General features: G+C 72.6%; 5 protein-coding genes and 2 pseudogenes. 5 read left to right on the plus strand and 2 right to left on the minus strand.

Annotated elements, in window-relative coordinates:
* Positions 1–184: 184 nt before the first annotated feature.
* Positions 185–1,417, minus strand: a complete 1,233-nt coding sequence (gene rocD / locus E0D90_RS21780) for an ornithine--oxo-acid transaminase (protein ID WP_103500111.1) — start codon at positions 1,415–1,417, stop codon at positions 185–187.
* 301 nt (positions 1,418–1,718) lie between these two features.
* Here rocD and trpS point away from each other — a divergent pair, with 301 nt between their 5' ends.
* The 3 genes and pseudogenes from trpS to E0D90_RS28060 all read left to right on the plus strand — a co-directional run.
* Positions 1,719–2,729, plus strand: coding sequence for a tryptophan--tRNA ligase (trpS, locus tag E0D90_RS21785; RefSeq protein WP_103500112.1), 1,011 nt, complete (start codon positions 1,719–1,721; stop codon positions 2,727–2,729).
* 249 nt (positions 2,730–2,978) lie between these two features.
* Positions 2,979–3,548, plus strand: a complete 570-nt coding sequence (locus tag E0D90_RS21790; RefSeq protein WP_103500113.1) for a 2'-5' RNA ligase family protein — start codon at positions 2,979–2,981, stop codon at positions 3,546–3,548.
* 204 nt (positions 3,549–3,752) lie between these two features.
* Positions 3,753–4,460, plus strand: a pseudogene (locus E0D90_RS28060) (YihY/virulence factor BrkB family protein); the annotation flags it as partial.
* Between the two features lie 46 nt (positions 4,461–4,506).
* Here the strand turns inward: E0D90_RS28060 and E0D90_RS21800 are convergent.
* Positions 4,507–5,811, minus strand: a complete 1,305-nt coding sequence (locus tag E0D90_RS21800) for a D-alanyl-D-alanine carboxypeptidase family protein (protein ID WP_130799749.1) — start codon at positions 5,809–5,811, stop codon at positions 4,507–4,509.
* 255 nt (positions 5,812–6,066) lie between these two features.
* On the opposite strand from E0D90_RS21800, the gene E0D90_RS21810 reads away from it, so the two are divergent.
* Together E0D90_RS21810 and E0D90_RS21815 are read left to right on the plus strand one after the other, a co-directional pair.
* Positions 6,067–6,342: an SCO4848 family membrane protein gene (locus tag E0D90_RS21810; RefSeq protein WP_103500989.1), complete on the plus strand. Its 276-nt coding sequence runs from the start codon at positions 6,067–6,069 to the stop codon at positions 6,340–6,342.
* Positions 6,339–6,817, plus strand: a pseudogene (locus E0D90_RS21815) (metallophosphoesterase); the annotation flags it as partial. The gene E0D90_RS21810 and the pseudogene E0D90_RS21815, both read left to right, overlap by 4 nt.

The following is a 6,817-nucleotide window of genomic DNA, read 5'->3' on the forward strand; positions in this document are numbered from 1 at the left end:
CGGCCGCCCCCGCCGACGTGCCGGCCGCCGCCGTACCGGACCCCGATGAGTTGCCGAACCAGCCCTGCGCCGACCAGCGCTGCGCCGAACCAGCCCTGCGCCGACCAGCCCCGTGCCGGACCCCGCGCCCCCCGGCGCCCGCTTTCGGCGCACACCGGGCGGCGCGGCGGTCCGGCACGCGCGGTCACGCGGCGGGGGCGCCCTCGGACAGCACCGCCCGCAGCTGGGAGAGGCCCCAGTCCAGGTCCTCCTTGGAGATCACCAGCGGCGGCGCGATCCGGATCGTGGAGCCGTGGGTGTCCTTCACCAGGACGCCCCGCTCCATCAGCCGTTCGGAGATCTCCCGGCCCGTGCCCACCGCCGGGTCGATGTCGACGCCCGCCCACAGGCCCCGGCCGCGCACCTCGCGGACCGCGCCGGTGTCCGCCATCAGCTCCAGCTCCCGGTGCAGGTGGTCGCCGAGTTCGGCGGCGGCCTGCTGGAAGGTGCCCTCCCGCAGCATGGCCACCACCTCGCGGGCGACCGCGCAGGCCAGCGGGTTGCCGCCGAACGTCGAACCGTGCTCACCGGGCCGGTAGACGCCCAGCACCTCGGCGGAGGAGACGACCGCCGAGACCGGCACCACGCCGCCGCCCAGCGCCTTGCCGAGGACGTAGACGTCCGGCACCACGTCCTCGTGCTGGCAGGCGAAGGTGCGTCCGGTCCGGCCCAGACCGGACTGGATCTCGTCCGCCATGAACAGCACACCGCGCTCCCGGGTCAGCGCCCGCACCCCCGCCAGGTAGCCCGGCGGCGGGACGAGGACACCGGCCTCGCCCTGGATCGGCTCCAGCAGGACGGCGACGGTGTCCTCGTCCACGGCCGCCTCCAGGGCGGACAGGTCGCCGTAGGGAACGATCTCGAACCCCGGGGTGTACGGGCCGAAGTCCCGCCGCGCCTCCTCGTCGGTTGAGAAGCTGATGATCGTGGTGGTCCGGCCGTGGAAGTTGCCGTCGGCGACGACGATCTTCGCCCGGCCGTCCGGGACGCCCTTGACCCGGTAGCCCCACTTGCGGGCCGTCTTCACCGCCGTCTCGACCGCCTCGGCGCCGGTGTTCATCGGCAGCACCATCTCCATGCCGCACAGCTCCGCCAGCTCCGCGCAGAACGCGGCGAAGTGCTCGTGGTGGAAGGCACGGGAGGTCAGCGTCAGCCGGCTGAGCTGGGCCCGCGCCTCGGCCACCAGGCGCGGATGGCCGTGGCCGAAGTTGAGGGCGGAGTACCCGGCGAGCATGTCCAGGTAGCGGCGTCCGTCGACGTCCGTCATCCACGCCCCCTTGCCGGAGGCGATGACGACGGGCAGTGGGTGGTAGTTGTGCGCGCTGTGCTCCTCGGCGGCGGAGATCAGCTCCATCGATGATCTTCCCGTGGCGGCCATGCGGTGCCCTCCTGTCGTGCGGCGGAACAGGCTGTGGTGCGTGGCGGGCCGGTCGGTGAGGTCCAGCGCGGCCGGGCCGGAGCCGGCTCCCCGACTCCTGCCGTCACACGCGTTCCGGACCGAGCGCCCATCTCTATCGTCGGCCGGGCGGAGCGGGAGGAAACCTGCCGTCGGCCCCCACGCCCGCCGGAAGGGTGCCGGGGAACGCCGCGCGCGGGGACGGCGGCTGTGACGCACCGCATCACGCGCGGGGGCCCGATCGGGGGCGGGCGCCCGCGCACGCTCTGCGACAATGAGCCGCATGGCCACTGACCGTCGCCGGGTGCTCTCCGGTATCCAGCCCACCGCCGGCTCGTTCCACCTCGGGAACTACCTCGGTGCCGTCCGCCAGTGGGTGGCGCTCCAGGAGACGCACGACGCGTTCTACGCCGTCGTCGACCTGCACGCCATCACCGTTCCGCAGGACCCGGCCGCGCTGCGCCAGGCGACGAGGCTGGCCGCCGCCCAGCTGCTGGGCGCCGGTCTGGACCCGGAGCGCTGCACCCTGTTCGTGCAGAGCCATATCCCCGAACACACCCAGCTCGCCTGGGTGATGAACTGCTTCACCGGCTTCGGCGAGGCCGGCCGGATGACCCAGTTCAAGGACAAGTCCGCCAAGGTGGGCAGTGAGCACACCTCGGTCGGTCTCTTCACCTACCCGGTGCTCCAGGTCGCGGACATCTTGATCTACCAGGCGGACGAGGTGCCCGTCGGCGAGGACCAGCGGCAGCACATCGAGCTGACCAGGGATGTCGCCGAGCGGTTCAACAGCCGTCTGGGCCAGACCTTCACGGTTCCGGCCGCGCACATCGTCAAGGGCGTCGCCAAGGTCTACGACCTGCAGGACCCGTCGATCAAGATGAGCAAGTCGGCGTCCTCGCCCAAGGGGCTGGTCAACCTGCTCGACCCGGCGAAGACGACGGCCAAGAAGATCCGCGGCGCCGTCACCGACACGGGCACCGAGATCCGCTTCGACCGGGAGAACAAGCCCGGCATCAGCAACCTGCTGACCATCCACTCGGCGTTCAGTGGGATCTCCGTGCCGGAGCTGGAGGAGAAGTTCGCCGGGCAGCTCTACGGGCCGCTGAAGGTGGAGGTCGCCGACATCGTCGTCGAGTGGGCCACCCCCTTCCGCGAGAAGGTCGAGGAGTACATGGCCGACCCGGCCGAGCTGGACCGCCTGCTGGCGGTGGGCGCCGAGAAGGCCCGTCCCGTGGCGGCCGCCACTGTCGCGGACGTCTACGAGAAGGTCGGCTTCCTGCCCCCGCGCTAGCGGGTACCACCGGTCGCGCGTAAGGGGAACGGGCGCCCGCGCGGGCGCCCGTGGCAGGGACCGCGCGGGCGCGGCACGCGCCCCGCGTGCGCCCCGGGGGGCCACAAGCCCCCCGAATGAAGGGCTGAAGACCGCTCGCATAACGCGTCCGTAACGGCCACACTGGCACCGCGCCTCGCTTCCGGCACCGCCGGGCGGAGCGCCCGGCCGCGCCGCGGGCGCGGCACGACGACGAGGAGGGACATGGTGGTGGGCACCGTCACCCTGGGCGTTTCGCTCGCGGTCCCGGAGCCGTACGGCAGCTGGCTGCAGCAGCGCCGCCTCGGTTTCGGTGACGACGCCGCCGCCGGCATCCCGACCCATGTGACGCTGTTGCCGCCGACCGAGGTGGACGCCGCGCTCCGCCCCGAGATCGAGGACCACCTCGCGGCCATCGCCGCCGCGGGCCGCTGCTTCCCCATGCGGCTCTCCGGCACGGGGACGTTCCGTCCGCTGTCCCCGGTCGTCTTCGTCCAGGTCGTCGAGGGCGGGTCGGCCTGCGGCTGGCTCCAGGAGCGGGTGCGGGACGACGCCGGGCCCCTCGGCCGCGAGCTGCACTTCCCGTACCACCCCCATGTCACCGTCGCCCACGGCATCGACGAGCCGTCGATGGACCGGGCGGAGAAGGAACTGGCGGAGTACGAGGCCGCGTGGACCGCCGAGGGCTTCGCCCTCTACGAACAGGGCGCCGACGCGGTCTGGCGCCTGGTCCGGGAGTTCCGCTTCCCGCACGACACCGTGCCCTCGCAGAAGAGCGGGCTGCGTCACCAGTCCGTCTGACGCCCCGGGGCCACGGGCCCCGGGGCCTCCGCCACCCGTGTTTTGCGCGTGTCGGGCGGATGATACGGGCGTGGGGAGCCGTCCCTCCCTACGGTGGACGGCCTGATGGATGAGCAGACGAAACAGAAGCTGAGCGGCCTCCCCTGGATCGGCCCGGCCGTCGGCCGGTTGCTGACCACCCGCGTGTGGCGGGTCTACGAGCACATGGAGGACCGCAACTACGCGCGGCTCGCGGCCTCCATCACCTTCATCAGCTTCCTGGCGCTCTTCCCCGTGCTGGCGCTCGGCGCGGCCATCGGGTTCGCCTTCCTCTCCCAGGACCGGATGACGGACATCGAGGACTGGTTCGCCTCCCAGGTGCCGGGCATCTCCGAGTCCATCGACCTCCAGGCGCTCTTCGACAACGCCGCCACCATCGGTGTGGTCGCGCTGGCCCTGCTGGTGCCCACCGGCGCGGGCTGGGTCAGTGAACTGCGCGGCTGCCTGCGCACGATCTGGGACCTGCCGGAGCCCACCGAGAACTTCCTGCTCCGCAAGGTCAAGGACGTCGGGGTGCTGGCCGGGCTCGGCGGGGTGATGCTGCTCTCGCTGGCCGCCTCCGCGCTCGCGCTCTCCGCGGTGCGGATCGGGGCCCGGTGGCTGGGCGTCACCGGCGGCGCCGGCGGTGTCCTGCTCCAGGTCGCCGCCTACGCGGTGGCGATCGGGGTGACCTCGGTGCTGATGGTCTATCTGCTGGTGTGGCTGCCGGGCGTGCGCCCGCCGCGTGCCGAGGTGATCTTCGCCTGTGTGCTGGGGGCCGTCGGGTTCGAGGTGCTGAAACTGGTGCTGAGCGGCTATCTCACCGGGGTGGCGGCCAAGAGCATGTACGGAGCCTTCGGAGTGCCGATCGCCCTGCTGATCTGGATCAACCTGATGGCGAAGCTGCTCCTGTTCTGCTGCTCCTGGACCGCCACCTCGCTCACCGCGGAGAAGCGCCCCCGGGCGGACGCCCTGGAGACGGGTGACGATGCCCCGGATACGGGCGACGACGCAGCACCAGGTACCCCGCCGCCGCCGTCACCAGCAGACCGAGCGCGCTGACGAGGGTCACCACCGCCGCGCCCCGGCCGTCGGCTCCCGCCGAGGCGACCTCGGCCGCCGCGGGCGGGGCGTCGGCCGCGGCCCGCGCGGCGGCGGCGTCGGGCGCCGCGGCGACCTCGTCGCCGGGGGAGACGAGTTCACCCACCGGCTCGACCTTCCCGGCGGCGGCGAAGCCCCAGTCGAGCAGCGCGGCGGCCTCCCGGTAGACGGTGAGGCCGTCGCCGTCGGTGTCCATGGCGGTGACCAGCAGGGTCCGTCCGTCGCGCTCGGCGGCGCCGGTGAAGGTGTAGCCCGCCTTGGAGGTGTAGCCGTTCTTCACCCCCATGATCCCGTCGTACGGGGAGACGTCGCGGTCGCCGACGATCAGCCGGTTGGTGGACTGGATCTGGTAGCCCTCGCGCTTCTTGCCCTTCCCGGCGCCGGGGAAGGTGAAGCGGTCGGTGCCCGCGTAGGCGCGGAACCGTTCGTCGCTCATCCCGGCGCGGGCGATCAGGGTGAGGTCGTAGGCGGAGGAGACCTGCCCTTCGCCGTCGTAGCCGTCCGGGTTGACGACCTTGGTGTCCAGCGCCTGGAGTTCCCGGGCCCGCTCGTTCATCTCGCGGACGGTCTTCTCCTTGCCGCCGTTCATGGCGGTCAGCGCGTACACCGCGTCGTTGCCGGAGGCGAGGAAGACGCCGTGCCAGAGGTCGTCGACGGTGTAGCTGTACCCGTCGGCGACGCCCACCGCGCTGCTGCCCTCGCCCATGTCGGTGAAGTGCTCGGGCAGCGCCTCGTAGGCGGCGTCGCTCTCGAACTTCGCCATCAGCGTCTCGGCGAAGAGCATCTTCAGGGTGGAGGCGGGGGCCTGCGGGCGGTGGGCGTTGTGGGAGGCCAGCACCTCGCCGCTGTCGGCGTCCGCGACGATCCACGAACGGGCGGTGAGCCTGGGCAGCTTCGGGGCGTCCTTGCCGGGCAGCACCTGGGTCCCGACCCGGCCGAGCAGTTCGCCGCCGATCGTGGAGAGACCGCCCGGGGCGGCGGCGCCCGGCTCGACGCCCTGCGCGGCGGCGGTCTCGTGCTCCGCGGCCGCGCCGGGGTCGTTGTCGTCGGCGTGGGCGGCCGGGGCCGCGCACAGCAGGGCGGGCAGCAGCGCCGCCGAGGCCAGGACCCCCAGCGCTGCGCGATAACGTGACAATCTGTTCATCGACACATCCCGAACGTACCCATGTCCGACCGTTCCCCAGCCACCCGACAGCGCCGAACCGGTGAGACGCGCCGCGCATCCGGCGGAGCCGGGGCGGCATCCGGGCGAGGCCGGGAGGAGCCCCGCCGTCCCCGCGCGGGCCGCCGGGGCCGGAAGGGCCCGAGGGCATCCCCGCCGCCGGGACCGCGGGCATGTCCGGTGATACTGGACGGGCACCGGCAGTTCCGCCTGCCCTCCCCGCAACGGAGACCCCCTGTGAAGCTCGGCCGCGGTACGTCCTGGTTCCTGCTCGCCTTCGGCGTGTGGAGCTGGTTCATCTGGATCAGTTTCCTGCGCAACCTCTACCGGGACGGCAGCGGCCTCGCTTTCGACGCCGACGGGGACCCCACAGGTTACTTCTGGGTGCATCTGGCACTGACCGTGGTGTCGTTTTTGCTTGGTACTGCCATCGGAGTCATCGGTTTCCGCGGCCTGCGCGTCCTCCACCGCGAGGCCGGTGACAGATCCGGTCAGCAAAGGGGTAACTCGTGATGGTCGTGTTCTTCGCCGTGGTGCTCTCCCTCGTGGGAGTCGTCCACTGGTACCTGTGGCGCAGGCTCGTGAGAGACGTGTCCGCGCCCGGTTCGGCCTGGCGCTGGATCGGTACGACACTGCTGGTCCTGCTGCCGCTGGCGGTCGTCGCCTCCCGGACGGGGGACGCGATCGAGGCACCCTTCGCCCTGCGGCAGGCGCTCGCCTGGCCCGGCTACCTCTGGCTGGCCACCCTGCTCTACCTGCTGATGGCGCTGCTCGTCGGAGAGCTGGCCCGTCCGCTGGTGCTGCGCCTGCTGGCCCGCCGCGACGCCGCCGGCCGGGGGCCGGGCCCGGACGGCGCCGACACCGCAGCGGCAACGAACGTGGACGTGGACACGGCCGCGGACGTCGACGGTGGAACGCCCGGCGCGGAGCCGGCGGAGGAGGAGCGGCGTGAGCATGCCGCCCCCGCCCGCGCCCGCCAGCTCTCCGG

The sequence above is a fragment of the Streptomyces otsuchiensis genome (assembly GCF_004305975.1).
Taxonomy (GTDB): domain Bacteria; phylum Actinomycetota; class Actinomycetes; order Streptomycetales; family Streptomycetaceae; genus Streptomyces; species Streptomyces otsuchiensis.